Source organism: Claveliimonas bilis, assembly GCF_030296775.1.
Classification (GTDB): domain Bacteria; phylum Bacillota; class Clostridia; order Lachnospirales; family Lachnospiraceae; genus Claveliimonas; species Claveliimonas bilis.
Genome location: NZ_AP027742.1, coordinates 2,816,476 through 2,836,662, shown reverse-complemented (window position 1 = coordinate 2,836,662; position 20,187 = coordinate 2,816,476). Strand labels below are relative to the sequence as shown.

Here is a 20,187-nt window from a genome sequence, read left to right as displayed (position 1 = left end):
AAACAGGTGAAACAGATGAGACATGAAATAAAAAAAGTATTGATTGCCAACCGCGGCGAGATTGCAGTGCGCATTATCCGGGCGTGCCGGGAAATGGGGATTGAGACCGTTGCCGTCTATTCGGAAGCGGATAAAGAAGCGCTTCATACGCAGCTTGCAGATGAAGCGGTCTGTATCGGTCCGGCGCCTTCGACAGAGAGCTATTTAAGCATGGACCGCATTATCAGCGCGACGATCATATCCGGAGCCGACGCCATTCATCCGGGTTTTGGATTTCTTTCAGAAAACAGCAGATTCGCCGAGCTGTGCGAGCAGTGCAACATTACCTTTATCGGCCCGAAAGCCGAAGTCATTGCAAAGCTGGGAAATAAGCAGGAAGCAAGAAATACAATGGTGGCGGCCGGCGTGCCGGTTATTCCGGGAAGTAAGGAGCCGATCTACGATGCGCAAAGCGGTGCCAAAGTCGCGGAAGAAGTAGGGTATCCTGTTATTGTAAAGGCAGCTCTCGGAGGCGGCGGAAAAGGAATGCGCGTTGCACAGACACCGGAAGAATTTGAGTCCAGCTTTTTGACAGCACAGAAGGAAACGCAGATGGCGTTCGGGGATAATACGATGTACATTGAGCACTTTGTAGAACACCCGCGTCACATTGAATTTCAGATTCTGGCGGATGAATACGGACATGTCATTCATCTTGGAGAGAGAGACTGCTCCATCCAGAGAAATCATCAGAAGATGATCGAAGAATCTCCCTCCACGGCCCTTACAGAAGATCTGCGCCGGCAAATGGGCGAGGCGGCAGTAAAGGCTGCGAAGGCAGCAGGATATGTCAATGCGGGAACCATTGAATTTCTTCTGGAAAAAAATGGAAACTTCTATTTCATGGAAATGAATACCAGAATACAGGTGGAACATCCCGTTACGGAATGGGTGACAGGCATTGATCTGATCAAAGAGCAGATCCGCATTGCATCTGGAATGGAGCTTTCCTATACCCAGGAAGATGTAAAACTTACCGGTCATGCCATCGAGTGCCGAATCAATGCTGAAAATCCGGAAAAAGGCTTCCGCCCTTCACCGGGGACGATCACAGATATCTATCTTCCGGGAGGCAAGGGAATACGCATCGATTCTGCAATTTACAGCGGTTATACCATCCCGCCTTACTATGATTCCATGATCGCCAAGCTGATCGTGTGGGCCAAAAACCGCGGGGAAGCCATACGGAAAATGCAGAGCGCTCTCGGCGAGATCATTATTGAGGGAATCGACACCAATGTAGACTACCAGTATGAAATTCTGAACAACCCGGATTACATAGCTGGAAATATAGATATTGAATTTATTGAGGAACTGGAAAGAGCGAAGAAATGAAGTTAGAAAATATGTTCAAAAAGACCAGAACAGCATCTGGGAAAAAATCTTATATTTCATTGCGGGAAAAACGCCCCGAAGTGCCGGAAGGACTGCTTAGAAAATGTAATAAATGCGGAAGCGCTATTATTGCCGAAGATGTAAAACGGGGATATTATATTTGTCCGAAGTGCGGAGGATATTTTCGCGTCCATGCCTACAGAAGGATTGAAATGATCGCTGATGCGGGAACATTCGAGGAGTGGGACAAAGACCTGATCGGCGGAAATCCTATGGATTATAAGGGATATCCGGAAAAAATGAAGGCAGTCCAGGAGAAAACAAATCTTCGGGAAGCAGTTGTGACAGGAAAAGCGAAGATTGAGGGGACCGACGCTGTGATCGGCGTATGTGACGGTCGTTTTTTCATGGCAAGCATGGGAGAGGCAGTGGGAGAAAAGGTTGCAAGAGCAATAGAAAGAGCAACAGAAGAAAAGCTGCCTGTGATCCTGTTCGCCTGTTCCGGCGGAGCCAGAATGCAGGAGGGGATCACATCCCTTATGCAGATGGCTAAGACATCTGCTGCATTGAAGCGCCACAGCGATGCAGGCCTTCTCTATATTTCCGTACTGACAGATCCGACAACGGGAGGCGTGACGGCAAGCTTTGCCATGCTGGGAGATGTTATCCTGGCTGAACCGAAAGCATTGATCGGTTTTGCAGGGCCGAGGGTGATTGAACAGACTATCGGTCAGAAGCTTCCGAAAGGATTCCAGAGATCCGAGTTCCTTTTGGAACATGGATTTGTGGATCGGATTGTAGAGCGTCAGGAAATGAAATCAGTACTTTCGGAGATCCTTAAACTTCATAAAAAGGAGAAGGCAGCGGTTGAGAGCCCTTCCCTGAAAGAATCTGAAAACCAGAAGGAAAAAGGACAGCTTTCCGGCCAGGATATCAGCGCGTGGGAGAGAGTGCAGCTTTCCAGAATGAAGGACCGGCCGGTAGGCGAAGACTATATCCGTGCTTTATTTACGGATTTTATGGAATTTCACGGAGACAGATATTTTGCAGATGACAAGGCGATCATTGGAGGCGTTGCCAGGTTTAAAGGACAGCCGGTAACAGTGATCGCACAGGCAAAAGGAACAAATACGAAAGAGAATATTGAACGGAATTTCGGAATGCCTTCACCGGACGGATACCGCAAAGCTCTCCGGCTGATGAAACAGGCAGAGAAATTCCATCGACCGGTCATCTGTTTTGTAGATACGCCCGGCGCGTTCTGCGGACTGGAAGCAGAAGAGAGAGGGCAGGGAGAAGCGATTGCAAGAAGCATTTATGAAATGTCCGCTTTGAAAGTTCCGGTACTTTCTGTTATTATCGGCGAAGGCGGAAGCGGCGGCGCACTTGCTATGGCTACCGCCGATGAGGTGTGGATGCTGGAAAATTCCATTTATTCAATTTTGTCTCCGGAAGGATTTGCAAGTATATTGTGGAAAGACAGTACCAAGGCAAAAGAAGCGGCAGAAGTCATGAAACTGACTGCCGGAGATCTTTATCGGGCGGGGATCGTAGAAAAGGTGATTCCGGAACCGGAGCACTATACGGTTATGAACATAGAGAAGGTAACGGAGAACCTTTGCCAGGATATTCAGAGGTTCTTAACTGTTTATCAGGAAATGCCGGAAGAAGAATTGACAGAAAGAAGATATCAGCGTTTCCGCCGTATGTAGGAGAATTTATATGAAAATAGAGCCATTAAAGCTGGGAGAGATTACAGCAAAACTCCCGGTGATCCAGGGAGGAATGGGAGTGGGCATCAGCCTTGGCGGTCTTGCCGGGGCTGTTGCCAAAGAGGGAGGAATCGGAATCATTTCCGCAGCACAGATTGGATATCGGGAACCGGATTTTGACCGGGATCCCAAAGCGGCCAACCTAAGAGCGATAACGACAGAGTATGAGAAGGCACGAAAGATCTCGCCGGATGGTGTGATCGGCTTCAATCTGATGGTGGCTATGAAATTTTATGAGGACTATGTCAGGGAAGTGATCAAAGCAGGAGCAGATCTTATCATATCGGGAGCGGGCCTTCCCATGGATCTGCCGAGGATCGCAAAAAAAGCAGAGACAGAATATAAAAGAGACAGAAAAGTACTGCTTGCACCCATTGTTTCCACAGAAAAGTCTGCCCGCGTTATCTTAAGGTACTGGGACAGAAAATATCAGAGGATTCCGGATCTTCTGGTAATAGAAGGACCTCTTGCAGGGGGGCACCTTGGATTTACTAAAGATCAGCTGGAGCATTTTGGCAAAGATTCCTATGAAGAGGAAATCCGGAATATACTGGAAGCGGTGAGAGAATTTGAAGAAAAATACGGCCGGAAAATCCCGGTAGCCCTTGCAGGCGGAATAGAGGGAAAAGAGCAGGTAAAACGGGCATTTGAGCTGGGAGCAGACGCCGTACAGGTGGCGACACGCTTCGTAACCACAGAAGAATGTGATGCGGATATCCGATATAAGGAAGCTTATATAAAAGCGGAAAAAGGGGATATTATCATTGTAAAAAGCCCGGTGGGAATGCCGGGAAGGGCAATCCGGAACGCGTTTATGGAGAGGGTCATAAAGGAAGGAAAAATTCCTCACAGTCCCTGCCATCAGTGCCTTCATTCCTGTAATCCAAAGGAGATACCATATTGTATCACAGACGCACTGATCAACGCGGCAAAAGGAGAGACGGAACAGGCTCTTCTCTTTTGCGGAGCATATGCCTATAAGGCAAAAAGGATCGAAACAGTGAAAGAAGTCATTGCCTCTTTGCTGCCGGAACCGGTATAATAGAAATAGAGAAATGTTTACAGGAAGGAGGGCTTTTCATGGATGCATACAAAACGATCAACGATATCCTGGTGAATCTTATCAACGAAATCTGGGAGTTGGAAGAAAAAGCGATCATTACAGAAGAATTTAAAGATCTCACCAACAATGATATGCATGTCATAGAAGCGATCGGCCCAGAGGAAGGTAACAATATGTCATCCATTGCAAAAAAACTGAATATTACGGTAGGATCGTTGACGACAGCTATGAACAGCCTTGTAAACAAATCTTATGTTTCAAGAAGCAGAAGCGAAAAAGACCGGCGAGTTGTCTATGTAAAGCTTACAGAAAAAGGTATCCGTGCCTATCAGCACCACGAAGATTATCATCGCCAGATGACAGAAGCGATCCTGGCGAAGCTAAGCGAAGATGAGATTCCGGTCCTGATGAAAACCCTGGACGGATTGTCTGAATTTTTCCGGGGGTACAGTCAGAAATCATAAGGCTCCGGGAGGGATGAATATGTATGAAGAAGAGATAAAAAAGCTGCAGGAAATTATTGATGACAGTGAAAGGATCGTATTTTTTGGAGGGGCAGGTGTGTCTACAGAAAGCGGAATACCTGACTTCAGAAGCGCTGACGGTATTTATCACCAGCAGTATAAATACGCTCCGGAGCAGGTTGTAAGCCACAGCTTTTTTGTGCGTCATACGGAAGCGTTTTATGATTTTTATAAAGAGAAGATGGTATGTCTTGAGGCGAAGCCGAATCAGGCTCACAAAAAGCTGGCAGAGCTGGAGGAGAAGGGAAAGCTTGCGGCGGTCATCACCCAGAATATTGACGGACTTCATCAGATGGCAGGAAGCCGAAAGGTGTATGAGCTCCACGGCAGCGTTCACCGGAATTACTGCCAGAAATGCGGAAAATTCTATGACGCAGCCTATGTAAAAGAATCCCGGGGAGTTCCCAGATGCCAGTGCGGCGGGATCATCAAGCCGGATGTGGTACTCTATGAGGAGAGTCTGGACGGATCTACCATCCGGGGAAGCATAGAGGCTATCAGCAGCGCCGATACGCTGATCATTGGAGGCACATCCCTGGTAGTATACCCGGCGGCAGGCTTTATCGACTATTTTCACGAAAAACATCTGGTGGTAATCAATAAGAGCGCCACTGCAAAAGAAGTGGGGGCAGAACTTAGTATTGCGGCGCCTATCGGAGAAATATTGGGACAGATCCAGGTAAGATAAAATATAGGATGATAAGAAGGGGAGATCGTACCTTGCGAAAAGTTGCGGTCTCCCCTGAATTTTATGTTTCAGATCATTCGGATTCTGTTTTATGTTTCCTGCCTTTGATATATCTGATATATCGGTAAATCTCGGCGCCTGCCATCAACGCGCCTATGCGGGTCAGAAACATGGCATTCGTTTCTAAGAGTGAGACTCCGGCATACATAGCGAATAAATATATCTGGATCGATAAGGTTGCCATCCAGACAGATGGGAGGTCGATCAAGAGGATTTCCCATAACAATGACTCTGACCGCTTCTTCTCCCGGCCTATGTTTACGATCGCAAGAGCGAACAATATGTATGAGATGATGACATGTATGGCCTGGAAACCGACAAGACTTATGGGGTCTGAAATGCTCTGTTCTAATCGGAAGTTTATGGCAGGAACGGCAAGGATGGAATAGAGATAGACCAACAGAGCTGTGAAAATGGTTTTTTATTAAACTTTCTCATATGTTTCCCCTCTCATGAAAATAAAACGCTTGCTCTATTAAATTGTTCCATAGATTTATACTGTCATCATACCAGTTTGTCAGTCAATTTTAAATGAAAATTTCTAAAATCAGGTGAGAAATGGCCGCTGCATAGTTTTGCATATGATATAACTGCCGCGAAAGTTTCTTTTCTCTGTACATGGACAAGACATCTGTGATAAAATCAACGGTAAAGTCGAAAGTCAGATGGCGGTTGTAATACCGAATCCTGTATTGGGATGCAGAAAGGATACGGCAATGTCGGCAGCAAAAATAAGAAGAAGAGCCGCGCAGAGAAGGCAGAGGTATTTTTGGGGGATGCGGGAAAATATCCCTTCAAGCTTTGGAGCGATGATATATACGATGGCAAGTCCGCCGATGCCGAAGATCAGAAGTCCTGTCAGGCAGACTCTTCCCTGGATCTCAAAAAGCATGTCCGAATAGTTCCACCAGCGGACTTGGAATAAAGTTTCCAGAGCCAGTCCGGAAAAGTATTCGATGATGCCGCACAACAGCATCGTCATGCCGAAGAGGCGGAGCGGACGGTCCTGCCATTTCTTCAGCACAAGAAGGATCAGGACTCCGCCGGTCCCGTAAATCGGCAGCCACGGACCGGTCAGGACGCCGCGGTTGATGAACATGCCGTCCATAACAAGATGAAGGAGGACTTCCCACAGCCATCCAATACCGGAAAAGGTAAAGAAGATCAGAACAAGCGACGGGAAGGAATAGTGTTTCTGATATTCCAAAGAAGCAGACGGACGGATGGATAAAAGCAGGTTTTCCATACGGTTTACAGCAGTTTTCATAACATTACCCCCTTCATGATCGTTTCTTTTTTATCTGCCTATAGTGTAAAAGAAAGAATTAAAGATATAGGGCGGAAAATTATAAAGATTTCCGAAAGATTTTTGACGGAAAAATTAAGCATTGAAATTTAGGATTGATATGGAGAGAAGAAATCAGCTATATTGCAGATGGAGGTTTGCAGTCAGACATGAAAAAACAACTGGATTATTTTGAAATAGAAGGAGAGTTCGGAGGGAACCAGGACTGGTTTACAAACGTAGTGATGCACATTGGCGGATGCGCCGCTGCTACAGCATGTGACAGCTGCATCTATTTTGCGCGGGAAAAAGGGATGAAACATCTTTATCCCTATGCTCCCTATGACCTTTCAAAGAGAGATTACAAAAGTTTCAGTATGAAAATGAAGCCTTATCTGAAACCACGAAAAGGCGGCGTAGATAAACTGGAACTTTACATAGACGGGATGACAGATTATCTTCAGGATGTGGAACAGTCGGGAAAACATATCCGTATGGAGGCTTTTGCAGGGGAAAATTCCTGTGACAAAGCCTGGGAAGTAATTAAGAGACAGATTGACGCCGGATATCCGATTCCTTACCTTTTGCTGCGCCACGAAGATACAGGGCAGTTCAGAGACTTTATCTGGCACTGGTTTCTCCTGGTGGGGTATGAAGAAAAAACAGCGGGAGATCAGAAGAAAAGGCTGGTGACAGCGGCAACTTACGGTCAGGCAACCACATTTGTTCTGGATGAACTGTGGGAAACCGGGAGAGAGCCAAAAGGAGGGATGATCCTTTACTCCATTGAAGATGGGGAAAAGAGGGAGTCCGCTTTTTAGGATAGGGGATGAAGGAGTTTGCAAAAAGCACTGTCCCCATGTTACAATATTCAGGAAATCTGATGAAAGAAACGAGGTAAGAAAATATGGCAAATCCTATCGTTACGATTGAAATGGAAAACGGAGATATCATGAAAGCAGAGCTGTATCCGGAGATTGCTCCTAATACAGTCAATAACTTTATCTCATTGGTGAAGAAAGGATACTATGACGGTCTGATCTTTCACCGTGTGATCAGCGGATTCATGATCCAGGGCGGATGCCCCGACGGAATCGGAACAGGCGGTCCGGGATACAATATCAAAGGAGAATTCAGCCAGAATGGTTTTGCAAATGATCTGAAGCATACAGAGGGAGTGCTGTCCATGGCAAGAGCAATGCATCCGGACTCTGCAGGAAGCCAGTTCTTTATCATGCACAAAACTTCACCTCACCTGGACGGTGCATATGCGGCGTTCGGTAAGATCACAGAGGGAATGGACATTGTAAATAAGATTGCAGAGACTGACACAGACTACAGTGACAGACCTCTTAATGTGCAGAGAATGGCAAAGGTGACAGTAGACACAATGGGCGTAGATTATCCGGAACCGGAGAAGGCATAGAAGGATAACGTAAAATAGGACACAGTAAAATTGACCGGAAAGGGAGCGGCAAAAAGATGGCAGAAGAAATGGTTAGGACAAGGGACCTTGTCTTTGAATATGAAAAGCGGGATGAAGAAGGAAACGTGATCGGCAGTTCCCGTGCGATCGATGAAGTGGATCTGGATATTAAAGAAGGCCAGTTTATTGCCATTTTAGGTCACAACGGTTCTGGTAAGTCAACACTGGCAAAACATATCAATGCGATCCTTGTTCCCACAGGAGGGACGATCTGGGTAGACGGAAAGGATACGAAAGATCCGGAAGAACTCTGGAATGTGCGTCAAAGTGCGGGAATGGTATTTCAGAATCCGGACAATCAGATCATTGGCACAGTGGTGGAAGAGGATGTGGGATTCGGACCGGAAAATCTGGGCGTTCCCACAGATGAGATCTGGAAGCGTGTGGAGGACAGCTTAAAGGCTGTTGGAATGATTGAATACCGCCATCATTCTCCCAACAAGCTGTCCGGCGGACAGAAGCAGAGAGTCGCTATTGCAGGTGTGATCGCTATGGAACCAAAATGCGTTGTGCTGGATGAACCTACTGCCATGCTGGATCCGATCGGAAGAAAAGAAGTGTTAAATACCGTGCGGGCGCTCCGCCATCGGAAAAACGTTACGGTAATCCTCATCACGCACTATATGGAAGAAGTCATATATGCAGATAAGATTTTTGTAATGGATCATGGAAAAGTAGTGATGAATGGAACTCCAAAAGAAATTTTCTCACAGGTGGACATGCTGAAGCATTACCGCCTGGATGTGCCGCAGGTTACCATGCTGGCGGATGAACTTAGGAAAAAGGGGCTGGATATTCCGGCGGGAATTTTAAAGAAAGAAGAATTGGTGGAAGCACTATGTCAATTAAATTAGAACATCTGAATTATATATACAGTCCCGGAACTGCTTACGAAAAACAGGCGCTTAAGGATATCTGCCTTGAGATTCCTCATGGGGAATTTGTAGGGATCATCGGTCATACCGGATCCGGAAAATCGACACTGATCCAGCATTTAAACGGACTGATCCGGGCAACCAGCGGAACGATTTACTATAACGGAGAGGACATCTATAAAGAAGGCTATGACATGAAGAAGCTTAGGAGCCAGGTGGGACTTGTGTTTCAGTATCCGGAGCATCAGCTTTTTGAAGTGGATGTTCTGTCCGATGTATGTTTTGGTCCCAAAAACCAGGGATTTTCACCGGAAGAGTGTGAAGAGAAGGCAAGGGAAGCTTTAAAGCTGGTAGGACTAAAGGAAAAATATTATAAATCCTCTCCTTTTGAGCTGTCGGGAGGGCAGAAAAGAAGAGCAGCCATTGCAGGTGTTCTTGCAATGGATCCCAATGTGTTGGTTCTGGATGAGCCGACGGCGGGGCTGGATCCCAAGGGTCGTGATGAGATCCTTGATCAGATCGCGTATCTGCACCAGCAAAGAGACATGACAGTAATCCTTGTCTCCCACAGTATGGAAGACATTGCAAAATATGCAGACCGGCTGATCGTGATGAATAAAGGTCAGGTCCTGTATAATGACAGGCCCAAGATGGTTTTTTCTCATTATCAGGAATTGGAGCAGATTGGTCTGGCAGCGCCCCAGGTGACTTATATCATGCACGATTTGAAAGAGAAGGGGTTTGATGTGAAAGTGACGGCAACGACAGTGGCGGAAGCGGCAGAAGAGATTATGCAGGCAGTTCAGGCGAGGCGGGGGAGAAAAGAATGATACGAGACATAACAATAGGACAATATTATCCGGCCAAGAGTGTACTGCATCGTCTTGATCCGAGAGTGAAACTGGTTGGAACGCTTTTATATCTGATATCTTTGTTCCTTTTTGATAATATTTGGGGCTATCTTGTGGCAACGGTCTTTCTGATTACAATTATCCGTTTGTCTAAGGTTCCTTTCAGCTATATTATGAAAGGCATGAAGCCGATCATTATGCTTTTGCTGATAACAGTGCTTTTCAATCTTTTTCTTACCAGAGGAGGAGATGTACTTTTTCATGCCTGGATTTTTACCATAACAGAATCAGGTCTTCGGACGGCAGTTTTTATGGCGATACGTCTGATCTATCTGATTGCGGGCTCCTCTCTTATGACATTTACAACAACGCCTAATGCGCTGACGGACGGGATTGAAAGTCTTCTGCATCCGCTGAATAAGATCCATGTTCCGGTGCATGAGGTTGCCATGATGATGTCCATTGCGCTTCGGTTTATTCCTATTCTTCTGGAAGAGACAGATAAGATCATGAAAGCGCAGATTGCCAGAGGCGCCGATCTGGAGAGTGGAAATATCATCCAGAGGGCCAAAAGTATGATACCTATACTGGTTCCTCTGTTTGTGTCTGCATTCCGGCGAGCCAATGACCTTGCCATGGCTATGGAATCAAGGTGTTACCGGGGCGGCGAAGGACGTACAAAAATGAAACCGCTGAAATATCATGGCAGAGACCGGGCCGCTTATATTATCGTGATCGTTTATGTTGCGGCAGTGTTCTGTATTGGAAAACTGGGGACGGGGGTTTTTTAGAGCCTCCGTTTTTCTTTGATTTGGAAACATCCCTTTATAAAAAGAGATATCCCCAAAATGTGGAAAAGGATGTGGATAACATGCGGAAAAGAATAAAATTAACAGTCGCTTATGACGGAACAAACTATTGTGGCTGGCAGATCCAGCCGAATGGACTGACGGTAGAGGAGGTACTTAATAAAAAGATCAGCGCTCTTACCGGAGAAGATATCAAAGTGATCGGAGCCAGCAGAACGGATTCCGGCGTGCACGCCCTTGGAAATGTGGCGGTATTTGATACGGAATCCTCAATACCGCCGCAGCGGTTTGCCTATGCTCTGAACCAGAAACTGCCGGAGGATATTGTGATCACAGATTCCCGGGAAGTTCCGGCTGACTGGCATCCCAGATATCAGGATAACATCAGCAAAATATATGAATATCATATTTACAACGGGCCGGTGCCTGACCCGATGAAGCGCTGCTATGCCGCCTTTGTTTCTTTTCCCCTGGATATAGAAAAAATGCGGATGGGGGCAGACTACCTCATAGGAGAGCATGATTTTGCAAGTTTTTGCAATGTACGGACCAACACGGAAGATACGGTCCGTACTATTGAGGATATACAGATTCTGACACGGGAAGAGCAGACAGAGGAAGAGTCTTCCCTTGGCGGAAGAGAGATCGTCATCCGTATTAAAGGCAATGGATTCCTCTATAATATGGTGCGTATTATTGTCGGGACCCTGATCCGTGTAGGACGGGGATTCTACGAGCCGGAGAAGGTAGAGCAGATTTTGCAGATGAAAAAGAGGACGGAAGCGGGAGTGACAGCTCCGCCCCAGGGACTGGTTTTGGTTAAAATACTTTACGGAGAATCTGAAAAATAATGTGCTAATTCAAATGTATAAATGAAAAACACAGAAAATACAATAGAAATATAGTAATTGATAGAAATTAATGTTAGAATGAATGTACGAAAAAAGAGAACGGAGGTATTTTGTATGGAAGGATTGTTGAAGGTGGTTCCGTTCTTCGGCATTCTGGCATTAATTTTTGCGGCCTATCTGGCAGCAAAGGTGTCAAGGCAGGAAGAAGGAACACAGCGCATGAAGGAAATCGCATCGGCCATCAGTGAAGGGGCCAGAGCTTTCCTCATGGCAGAGTACAAGATTCTCGTATTTTTTGTACTCATTTTATTTGTGCTGATCGGCCTGGGAATCGGCAACTGGATCACGGCAGTATGCTTTGTCTGCGGAGCTTTGTTTTCCACCCTTGCCGGGTACTGCGGAATGCAGGTGGCTACACGGGCTAATGTCAGAACGGCAAATGCTGCAAGAAACAGCGGGATGAATAAAGCCTTATCCATTGCATTTTCCGGCGGCGCTGTTATGGGGATGTGCGTGGCTGGATTTGGAGTGCTGGGGGTGGGTTTGATCTATGCATTGACGGAAAATGTAGAGATCCTGTCCGGATTCAGTCTCGGCGCTTCTTCGATTGCATTGTTTGCCCGTGTGGGCGGAGGCATTTACACAAAGGCTGCAGATGTGGGAGCTGACCTGGTGGGAAAAGTAGAGGCCGGCATCCCGGAGGATGATCCGAGAAACCCGGCAGTCATTGCAGATAATGTAGGTGACAATGTAGGAGATGTTGCAGGCATGGGAGCGGATTTATTTGAATCTTATGTGGGAGCATTGATCTCAGCTCTTACACTTGGAGTTGTCTATTATCAGATAGCAGGTGCAGCCTATCCGCTGATCATAGCCGGACTGGGACTTTTGGCGTCTATACTGGGAAGCTTTTTTGTGCGAGGAGATGAAAATTCCAATCCACATAAGGCGTTGAAGATGGGTACATACGTTTCCAGTATTTTTGTGGTGATTGCTGCATTTGTATTCAGCTGGTTCATGTTTGGGGGCATGAATGAAGCGATTTCTATTGTAGCCGGATTGATCGTTGGTCTGGTGATCGGTATCATCACTGAAATATATACATCAGGAGATTACAAATCAGTAAAAGAAATCGCAGCACAGTCGGAAACAGGTTCCGCTACCACTATTATCAGCGGCCTTGCCGTGGGAATGAAATCGACGGCAGCACCGATCCTTCTGATCTGTGTGGGAATTTTTGCCGCTTATCAGTTCAGTGGTCTTTATGGAATTGCTCTTGCCGCTGTAGGTATGCTTTCCACTACAGCCATTACCGTTGCAGTGGACGCTTATGGACCGATCGCCGACAATGCAGGAGGAATTGCAGAAATGTCCGGACTGGAGCCGGAAGTAAGGAAGATCACAGATAAATTGGATGCAGTGGGCAATACAACGGCAGCCATCGGCAAAGGATTTGCGATCGGTTCTGCAGCCCTGACGGCGCTGGCCTTATTTGTATCTTATGCAGAAGCTGTCCAGCTGACACAGATCGATCTTTTAAATAACCGTGTGATCATAGGACTTTTTATTGGAGGCATGCTTCCGTTTCTGTTTTCAGCAATGACGATGGAATCGGTCTCCAAGGCTGCCTATCAGATGATCGAGGAAGTACGGAGACAGTTTGCAGCTATGCCGGGAATCATGGAAGGAACACAGCGGCCGGATTACAAGTCCTGTGTAGCGATTTCCACAACAGCAGCATTAAAGGAAATGCTGGTTCCCGGAGTGATGGCAGTAGCGGCGCCTCTTCTGATCGGTATTGTCTTAGGACCGGACGCGCTTGGAGGTCTGCTGGCAGGATCTCTTGTAACCGGAGTGATGATGGCGGTATTTATGTCCAATGCAGGAGGCGCCTGGGATAATGCGAAAAAGTATATCGAGGACGGTAACCATGGAGGCAAGGGAAGCGATGCCCATAAAGCGGCAGTTGTTGGAGATACCGTGGGGGATCCTTTTAAGGATACATCCGGACCGTCCATCAATATTTTAATTAAATTAATGACTATTGTATCACTGGTATTTGCACCGCTGTTTTTGTCGATCGGAGGACTTTTATAGAAGAATGACGGGGTAAGGAAAAAGAATAACCTGAACTTAGAGTAGAAAAGAAGGACCGCTCAAACTATGGATATTTTGCTTCTATAGTTTGGGCGGCTTTCTTTTGTATGAAACTTTACGGATTTGCCTTGACATATATCGGACATCTATATATTATATAGATAACCGATATATCGATAATCTATATAAGGAGGAACTATGGCTGTGGAAAAAAGTCTTTTATCAGGAAGTACGGCTATGCTGATTTTAAAGCTTCTCGAAGAAAAGGAAATGTATGGATATGAAATGATAGAAACTCTTCGGGAGCGGTCTGAAAATGTTTTTGAGCTGAAAGCAGGTACCCTGTACCCGCTTCTGCATTCTCTGGAAGAAAAAGGGGCGTTGGAGTCCTATGAAAGTGAAATAGGGGGAAAGGTGAGAAAGTACTACCGGATCACAAAGGAGGGAAAAAAACAGCTGAAGGAAAAAACGAAAGAGTGGAAGGAGTATTCCCGTGCAGTTGCAAATGTACTGGGAGGTGCAGTATATGAATATGCATGATTATCTCATGACAGTTTCAGAGCAGATCCGGTGCAGAAGGGCGTGGCCCATGATAGAAAAGAAACTTAGGGATCATATTGAAGATCAGAAGATCGACTGCATGGCAGAGGGAATGACTGAAAAAGAAGCGGAGGAGGAAGCGGTGCGGCAGATGGGAGATCCGGAAGAAACCGGAATGAGTCTGAATCACATCCATCGCCCCATAATGGACTGGAAGCTTCTGGCAGTTGCGTTTCTGTTGGCAGCAGTTGGGCTGCTTCTTCAGTGGATGACTTATCAGCAGCCCGATTCTGCATATAAAGCGGCAGAAGTCTGGAGGCAGGTAAGATATTCGGCAGCAGGTTTTGTAATTATGATCCTGCTTTGTTTTATGGATTACAGCCTGATCGGGAGATATGCGGGCAGGATATGGCTGGCGGTTCTTGGTCTGGAGGTATTCACTTATGCGGTAAACGTGATGTGGTACAGGGGAATATGGATCAATGGGGGAATTTACTCTTATGGAGCGCTGATCGACTGCCTTCTTCTGCCTGCCTTTGCCGGAATGCTGTGGAGCGGCAGGGGAGGCAAAGAAAAAGGAATTGCCAAAAGTGCAGGATGGCTGCTTGTGATTGGCATTCTTTTTCTGCTTCCGCTTCAGAACCATATATATGCTTCGGTTGTGTTTGGAATCTGCGGGACAATGCTCTGTGTGACAGTGTGGAAAGGCTGGTTTTTCCAAAAACAAAATCAGAAGAAAGACAAAAAACAAATCCGGATTTTACTGGGGCTTATCCTTTTGACGGCAGTCGGCGCTCTTTTGCTTGCCTGGTATACAGGGAATCATTTCATCCCAATGGAATACAGTCAGACGGTGCGTGAAAATGTTCAGAGTCTTGCGGCAATGGATAAGGCGGGAGTGGATCTTACCGGAAGCGAACTTGAGTGGACAAGGTTTGATGTGCGGGGCGATTTTCTGTGGCTTTATTTGTTTTATCGTTTTGGGATGGCTCCGGTTACGCTGCTTACTGTTTTGGCAGTCCTTTTTCTTGTCTTTCTCTTTCTGGCGGTTTTCCGGCAAAAAAATCGTCTGGGATTTCTGATAGGGCTGGGATGCGTAAGCTTTGTTGCGGTTCAGATCATCTGGTATCTGGGAAGCAATCTGGGGCTTTTGCCGTCAGGTCAGGGTTATATGCCGTTTTGTACGATTGGAGGGACTAATATGACAGTGACCTACATTTACACAGGACTTCTTCTGTCCGTTTACAGAAACAGCCGGGTAGTGAAGAATTAGAGAACAAGAATACAGATTGACATGCTCCGGATACTGTGGTAGGTTAATAGAGACAGCAGTTGGCTGCAAAGATGCAGTCGATCATGTAAAAGGAATGAATCTGATATAGAACAGGAGATGAAAGGATGAAGAATTTCTGCAGATAAATATGAATTTCATATTTGGCGCACAATGATCGCAATGATAAATGGTGTGTGCATGCAGAGAAGAAGATCCTGGAATCCGGAAAAGAAACTGCGTATGGAATGCTACGGCGCAGCATAAAAAGGCAAATGGAAAAGAAGGAAGACATGGAAATTGTTCCGTGTCTTTTTTATTTGACAGGAAACTTTGTTCCCGGTATTTTTTCTGCTGTCATGCACCTGGAAAAAGGAGGAATGCGGATATGTCTTTGATAAGTGTAAATCATCTTTCCTTTTGCTATGAGGGAGGGATAGAGCCGGTCTTTGAAGATGTCTCCTTCCAGATCGACACAAACTGGAAGCTGGGGCTGACTGGCAGGAATGGAAGGGGTAAAACAACGCTTCTTCACATATTAGAGGGAAAATACGAATATACAGGAACCATAACAGGAGCCGGGGAAATGGATTATTTTCCTTTTGAGATCACGGATCCAGGGCAGGATACGATCGTGATAGCCAAGGAGCTGGATCCGGATTATGAGCTTTGGAAAATATGCCGGGAACTGTCCTTTCTCGATGTGGACAGTGAAGTGCTGTACCGTCCTTTTGACTCGCTGAGCGGCGGAGAACAGACGAAGGTCATGCTGGCAGTTCTGTTTTCAAGGGATAATCATTTTCTTTTGATCGATGAACCTACCAATCATCTGGATATGGGGGCAAGAGAGCAGGTCATGCAGTATTTAAAGAGAAAAAAGGGATTTATCCTGGTGTCTCACGACAGACATTTCCTGGACGGATGTGTGGATCACATTCTTGCCATTAACCCGGAAAATATAGAAATAACCCGTGGGAATTTTTCTACATGGCAGTCAGAGAAAGAGAAAAGAGACGTTTCCCAGCAGGCAGAAAATGAAAAATTGAAAAAGGATATCCGACGCCTGGAGGAGGCAGCCAGACGGACGGAAGGCTGGTCAGATGCGGTGGAGCGGACAAAGACAGGCAGCAAAATAGCGGGACTGCGCCCTGACCGGGGAGCGATCGGACATAAGGCGGCAAAAATGATGAAACGTTCAAAAAGTATAGAAAACCGGAGAAATGCTGCGGCAGAGGAAAAGAAAAAGCTCCTGAAAAATGTGGAGCATACAGAAGAGCTGAAGCTTTATCCTCTCACCCATCATAAGCAATGTCTTGTTGCCATGGAAGATGTGACTCTGGCCTATGGGAACCATGAAGTGTGCAGAGGATGGGATTTAAAGATCTGCCAGAATGAGCGGATTCTCCTGCAGGGGCCTAACGGATGCGGGAAATCCAGTATTTTAAAGGCAGTGCTGGAGGCTACAGGATGGAAAGAAGACGCCGGCTTGAAAGGACAAGAGAAGGAAGAAAGCCGGGATGAGCTGAAGAAGGAAGGGAAAATAGAAACAGCGGCAGGACTTATTATTTCCTATGTTCCCCAGACGCCGTCAGGACTGGAAGGAACATTAAAGGAATACGCGGACAGATATGATCTTCCCGAATCTACTTTTCTTGCGCTGCTTCGGAAGATGGATTTTTCAAGAATGCAGTTTGAAAAAAGACTGGAAGATTACAGCATGGGACAGAAAAAGAAGGTTCTTATTGCAAAAAGTTTATGTGAGCAGGCCCATCTTTATATTTGGGATGAACCAATGAACTATATTGATATTTTTTCCCGGCAGCAGATCATAGAACTGATCAGAAAATATCAGCCAACAATGCTGCTGGTGGAGCACGATTATGACTTTGTCAGACAGGTGGCGGTGCGCACCGTAACCGTGCCGTAAAAAGCATCTGCGTAAAAGGCATCTATGTGCCGGAAGAAGCAGAAAATATAAAAGAGCAGGTTTTTAGGTGACCTGCTCTCTTCATTGTAATTGTGATTTTTAAATACAGGAAAGATCAGTTTTTCCGATCATGAGATTCAGGATTTCCACATCGGTCTGACGCATGCCTTCCCGTCCCATATATCCGATGGCCTTTACGGTGTCCTCTGCCGTTTCCATGGCAAGACCTTCGCCTGCTTCAAAGCGGATGCCTTTCATTGCCATTTTGTGACCGAGAAACGCTGCCTGAAGAGAGGAGGAAATTTTAGCGGCACAGCTTGGTTTTGCGCCGTCGCAGGTGATCCCTCCCACATTTACGATGGTATTGATCACTGTATTTTCAATTTGTTCCTGTGTACCGCCGCACAGATAGGTGATGCCTGCCCCTGCCCCGGCAGCCGCACAGACAGCGCCGCAGTAGGCGGAAAGAGGACCGATATAACGTTTCTGATCCTGGGCAACCAGGTTGGAAATGCAAAGAGCGCGAAGGAGCTGCTCCTGTGATTTTCCGGTGCCCTTCGCGTATTCGATCACAGGAAGGGAACAGGTCATTCCCTGATTGCCGGAACCTGAGATAATAATAACAGGAAGGGAACAGCCGCTCATTCTGGCGTCAGATCCGGCGGCAGCCCGCGAAATGGATCTCCATTTGACGTCGTCTCCGAACTCTTCAAGGATCATACGGCCGATCCCGGCGCCCCACTCATGTTCCAGACCTTCATCTGAAATAGCTGTGTTATATGCAATCTGCCGTTCCAGAACTTCCCGGACTTCACCCAGATCTACTTCTTTCGCAAAAGCAATAATGTCTTTTAGGTTTAAAAGAGACTTGTCCACCTGTGCTTTCACAGGATCGGCGTCTCCCTGATAGATAACTTCTCCATTTCGTTCGATCAAAGTAATGCAGGTGTGGCTGTTTTCAATACGTACAACTGCTTTGTCTGTTCCTTTGCAGGCGTGAATCTCAATAAAAAGATTGGGTACACCTTCTTTCAAGAGACAGGTGCAGAAATGAGATTTCAGAAGTTCCTTTGTCTTTATGCGGTCTTTTTCAGAAACGGTTTCCAGTACTTCCAGTTTACGCCCGGCATCTCCGCCCAGCGCTCCCAGGATGACAGCGGCTTCTACCCCTTTTAACCCTCCGGAATTGGGAACTTTTACTCCTTTTACATTCTTGATGATATTACCGCTGCACAGAGCCTTTATACTTTCCGGAAAATCTCCAAGGACTTCTACTGCCTTTGCGGAAGCATAGGCAAGAGCGATCGGCTCCGTACATCCAAGAGCAGGTATGAGTTCTGTTCTTAAAATTTCTACGTAATTATTATAAATTTCCCCGTTCATTGTTTCCTCCGATTTGTATGATTACAACTTTACTATAACAAAAAGCATAACAATCCACAATGCTGGAAATTGCTTTTGTTGACGGTAAATGTTACAATCTTTGCATAAAGCATTGTCCGCCCCGGAAAGGGAATTTGTCCGGGAAGAGCAGGGAAAGGAGCGAAAAAGATCATGCAGATTAAAAATGTAAAAGTATACGGAGAAGACAAACGATTTGAAGAAGGAGAAATTTTTATAGATGAAGACAGAGGGATTTTTGCGGAAGGCGAAAATTTGCCGGAAGGGAAAGTGATAGATGGAGAGGGCTGCTTTGCAGTTCCCGGATTCATTGACATCCATTTCCACGGCTGCAAAGGCTATGATTTCTGTGACGGCACAACAGAGGCAATAGAGAAGATCGCGGAATACGAGGCGTCTGTAGGCGTGACAGCCATTTGCCCGGCCACTATGACGCTTCCGGCAGGAGAGCTGGAGCACATTCTTGCCACAGCGGCAGGATATCGGAAAGGCGCTCATGGAGGGGCCGACCTCTTGGGCGTGAATATGGAAGGACCGTTTATCAGTGAAGAAAAGAAAGGGGCCCAGGATGCAAGGAATATTTGCAGGTGTGATGCCGGCATGTTCCGGCGTTTCCAGAATGCGGCAGAAGGACTTGTGAAATATATCGGGATCGCGCCGGAAAAAGAAGGAGCGCTGGAATTTGTGGAAGAGGTAAAAGACGAAGTCCATGTTTCCCTGGCTCATACCAATGCGGATTATGACTCTGCAAAGGCAGCGTACGACAAAGGGGCATGTCATGCGGTTCATCTGTACAATGCCATGCCGGCCTTTTCTCACCGGGCGCCGGGCGTTGTAGGGGCTGTGGCGGACAGCTCTCATGTGATGGCGGAACTGATCTGCGACGGGGTGCATATTCACCCGGCAGTGGTGCGTACAACCTTTAAAATGCTTGGAGAAGAACGGATCATTTTCATCAGCGACAGTATGAGAGCCACCGGTATGCCGGACGGCAGATACACACTGGGAGGGTTGGACGTGGATGTGAAGGGGAACCGCGCAACCCTTGTATCGGATGGATCTCTGGCAGGATCTGCAACCAATCTGATGGACTGTGTGCGGACGGCAGTTAAAAAGATGGAGATTCCTCTGGAGACAGCTATCGGATGCGCCACAGTAAATCCGGCTAAAAGCCTTGGAGTCTATGATAAATACGGATCTATTTCCGTGGGGAAAAAGGCCAATATGCTGCTCCTTGATAAGGATCTGAACCTGAAAGCAGTCATAAAAGACGGGAAAATGTTAGAAAGGCAAGCTGTGTAATAAAAAGGGAAA

Annotated in this window: 19 protein-coding genes; 17 read left to right on the top strand and 2 right to left on the bottom strand. The window is 46.5% G+C overall.

The features are described from left to right. The first annotated feature begins 15 nt into the window (after positions 1 to 15). The 6 genes from R2J37_RS13670 (at position 16) to R2J37_RS13645 (ending at position 5,870) form a co-directional block, all read left to right on the top strand. Entirely contained in the window at positions 16 to 1,374 is a 1,359-nt protein-coding gene (locus R2J37_RS13670; protein WP_230107586.1) for an acetyl-CoA carboxylase biotin carboxylase subunit, read from the top strand. Next, positions 1,371 to 3,086: an acetyl-CoA carboxylase carboxyltransferase subunit alpha gene (locus R2J37_RS13665; RefSeq protein WP_230105169.1), complete on the top strand. Its 1,716-nt coding sequence runs from the start codon at positions 1,371 to 1,373 to the stop codon at positions 3,084 to 3,086. The genes R2J37_RS13670 and R2J37_RS13665 overlap by 4 nt, the downstream gene beginning before the upstream one ends. A gap of 10 nt (positions 3,087 to 3,096) precedes the next feature. Further along, on the top strand, positions 3,097 to 4,188 hold the full coding sequence (locus tag R2J37_RS13660) for an NAD(P)H-dependent flavin oxidoreductase (RefSeq protein ID WP_316265587.1): 1,092 nt from the start codon (positions 3,097 to 3,099) through the stop codon (positions 4,186 to 4,188). Positions 4,189 to 4,226: 38 nt separating this feature from the next. Next, the gene (locus R2J37_RS13655) at positions 4,227 to 4,673 is read left to right on the top strand and encodes a MarR family winged helix-turn-helix transcriptional regulator (protein WP_230105171.1); all 447 of its coding nucleotides are present in this window, start codon (positions 4,227 to 4,229) and stop codon (positions 4,671 to 4,673) included. 19 nt (positions 4,674 to 4,692) lie between these two features. Continuing rightward, positions 4,693 to 5,421 (top strand): NAD-dependent protein deacylase, encoded by a 729-nt coding sequence (locus R2J37_RS13650; RefSeq protein WP_316265586.1) that lies wholly within the window; start codon positions 4,693 to 4,695, stop codon positions 5,419 to 5,421. Between the two features lie 170 nt (positions 5,422 to 5,591). After that, positions 5,592 to 5,870, top strand: a complete 279-nt coding sequence (locus tag R2J37_RS13645) for a hypothetical protein (protein WP_316265584.1) — start codon at positions 5,592 to 5,594, stop codon at positions 5,868 to 5,870. 272 nt (positions 5,871 to 6,142) lie between these two features. Here R2J37_RS13645 and R2J37_RS13640 read toward each other — a convergent pair whose 3' ends face one another. Beyond that, a complete protein-coding gene (locus R2J37_RS13640; RefSeq protein WP_256193050.1) occupies positions 6,143 to 6,748 on the bottom strand; it encodes a putative ABC transporter permease in 606 nt (201 codons plus the stop codon). Between the two features lie 188 nt (positions 6,749 to 6,936). On the opposite strand from R2J37_RS13640, the gene R2J37_RS13635 reads away from it, so the two are divergent. The 10 genes from R2J37_RS13635 to R2J37_RS13590 all read left to right on the top strand — a co-directional run bounded on the left by R2J37_RS13635 (position 6,937) and on the right by R2J37_RS13590 (position 17,472). Next, on the top strand, positions 6,937 to 7,587 hold the full coding sequence (locus R2J37_RS13635) for a hypothetical protein (RefSeq protein WP_316265581.1): 651 nt from the start codon (positions 6,937 to 6,939) through the stop codon (positions 7,585 to 7,587). A gap of 86 nt (positions 7,588 to 7,673) precedes the next feature. Continuing rightward, positions 7,674 to 8,192 (top strand): peptidylprolyl isomerase, encoded by a 519-nt coding sequence (locus R2J37_RS13630; protein ID WP_230105176.1) that lies wholly within the window; start codon positions 7,674 to 7,676, stop codon positions 8,190 to 8,192. A 56-nt stretch (positions 8,193 to 8,248) separates the two neighbouring features. Next, entirely contained in the window at positions 8,249 to 9,106 is an 858-nt protein-coding gene (locus R2J37_RS13625) for an energy-coupling factor transporter ATPase (RefSeq protein ID WP_230105177.1), read from the top strand. Further along, on the top strand, positions 9,091 to 9,957 hold the full coding sequence (locus R2J37_RS13620) for an energy-coupling factor transporter ATPase (RefSeq protein WP_230105178.1): 867 nt from the start codon (positions 9,091 to 9,093) through the stop codon (positions 9,955 to 9,957). Before R2J37_RS13625 ends, R2J37_RS13620 begins: the two co-directional genes overlap by 16 nt. Further along, a complete protein-coding gene (locus tag R2J37_RS13615; RefSeq protein ID WP_316265578.1) occupies positions 9,954 to 10,769 on the top strand; it encodes an energy-coupling factor transporter transmembrane component T family protein in 816 nt (271 codons plus the stop codon). Before R2J37_RS13620 ends, R2J37_RS13615 begins: the two co-directional genes overlap by 4 nt. Positions 10,770 to 10,849: 80 nt before the next feature. Next, the gene (gene truA, locus R2J37_RS13610; RefSeq protein WP_316265576.1) at positions 10,850 to 11,638 is read left to right on the top strand and encodes a tRNA pseudouridine(38-40) synthase TruA; all 789 of its coding nucleotides are present in this window, start codon (positions 10,850 to 10,852) and stop codon (positions 11,636 to 11,638) included. 114 nt (positions 11,639 to 11,752) lie between these two features. Then, positions 11,753 to 13,735: a sodium-translocating pyrophosphatase gene (locus tag R2J37_RS13605; protein WP_230105181.1), complete on the top strand. Its 1,983-nt coding sequence runs from the start codon at positions 11,753 to 11,755 to the stop codon at positions 13,733 to 13,735. 198 nt (positions 13,736 to 13,933) lie between these two features. Further along, positions 13,934 to 14,275 carry a PadR family transcriptional regulator gene (locus tag R2J37_RS13600; RefSeq protein WP_230105182.1) on the top strand — a complete coding sequence of 114 codons (342 nt, stop codon included), beginning with the start codon at positions 13,934 to 13,936 and terminating at the stop codon, positions 14,273 to 14,275. Then, the gene (locus R2J37_RS13595; RefSeq protein WP_316265573.1) at positions 14,262 to 15,548 is read left to right on the top strand and encodes a permease prefix domain 1-containing protein; all 1,287 of its coding nucleotides are present in this window, start codon (positions 14,262 to 14,264) and stop codon (positions 15,546 to 15,548) included. Before R2J37_RS13600 ends, R2J37_RS13595 begins: the two co-directional genes overlap by 14 nt. 385 nt (positions 15,549 to 15,933) lie before the next feature. After that, positions 15,934 to 17,472: an ATP-binding cassette domain-containing protein gene (locus R2J37_RS13590; RefSeq protein ID WP_316265571.1), complete on the top strand. Its 1,539-nt coding sequence runs from the start codon at positions 15,934 to 15,936 to the stop codon at positions 17,470 to 17,472. Positions 17,473 to 17,571: 99 nt separating this feature from the next. Here R2J37_RS13590 and R2J37_RS13585 read toward each other — a convergent pair whose 3' ends face one another. After that, positions 17,572 to 18,855, bottom strand: coding sequence for an L-cysteine desulfidase family protein (locus R2J37_RS13585; RefSeq protein ID WP_316265569.1), 1,284 nt, complete (start codon positions 18,853 to 18,855; stop codon positions 17,572 to 17,574). 171 nt (positions 18,856 to 19,026) lie between these two features. On the opposite strand from R2J37_RS13585, the gene nagA reads away from it, so the two are divergent. Then, on the top strand, positions 19,027 to 20,175 hold the full coding sequence (nagA, locus tag R2J37_RS13580; protein WP_316265567.1) for an N-acetylglucosamine-6-phosphate deacetylase: 1,149 nt from the start codon (positions 19,027 to 19,029) through the stop codon (positions 20,173 to 20,175). Positions 20,176 to 20,187 lie beyond the last annotated feature (12 nt).